The sequence below is a fragment of the Thermus sp. genome, from assembly GCF_056332225.1.
Genome location: NZ_JBWGQW010000238.1, coordinates 1 through 563 on the forward strand (window position 1 = coordinate 1; position 563 = coordinate 563).

Here is a 563-nt window from a genome sequence, read left to right on the forward strand (position 1 = left end):
CCAAGAGGAGGCTGGCTTGAGGATCCCCCTCGAGGTGGTTGGGCGTTGTCCCCCCTCCGGCTTCACGCCAGGGCGTTGGGACTATGAATGTTGCACGGCAACCCCCACCCCGGCCCCGCCACAGCGGATCGCCGTCCTGGACGGCAAAAACCGGGCCTTGGCCTGGGTCGTGAACCTCCTCCGGCAGACCCTGGCCGAGACCCCGGAGGACGACTCCCGCCGGGCCCCCCTCCAGGACCTCCTGGCCCTGGCCGAGGAGAAGGGCCTGGAGGCCGGCCCCCTTCGCTTCTTCCTCCTCCTCGCGGCCCTGGGCCGGCGCCATCTCCGGGAGACCGCGGGGACGAAGGCGGTGAGGAAGGCCGCGCAAGTCGCCTACCACCTCCCCGTGGACCTGCTGGCCGCGTACCTCCAGGTCCACCGCACCACCATCTGGCGGTGGACCGAGCGCCTGGAAGAGGCCGGGCTGGTGCGGTCCCGGACCCACGCTGGAGGCGGCCCAGGGTGAAGGGGATGACCCCGCCCCGGTCCGGTCCCTTAGGCCCGTAGACCCGGAGGTTCGGAAC

1 protein-coding gene is annotated in these 563 nt (G+C 71.9%); it reads left to right on the forward strand.

The features are described from left to right. The first annotated feature begins 157 nt into the window (after nucleotides 1-157). Nucleotides 158-505, forward strand: coding sequence for a hypothetical protein (locus tag AC01Y6_RS11120; RefSeq protein WP_476671592.1), 348 nt, complete (start codon nucleotides 158-160; stop codon nucleotides 503-505). The last annotated feature ends 58 nt before the right edge of the window (nucleotides 506-563 follow it).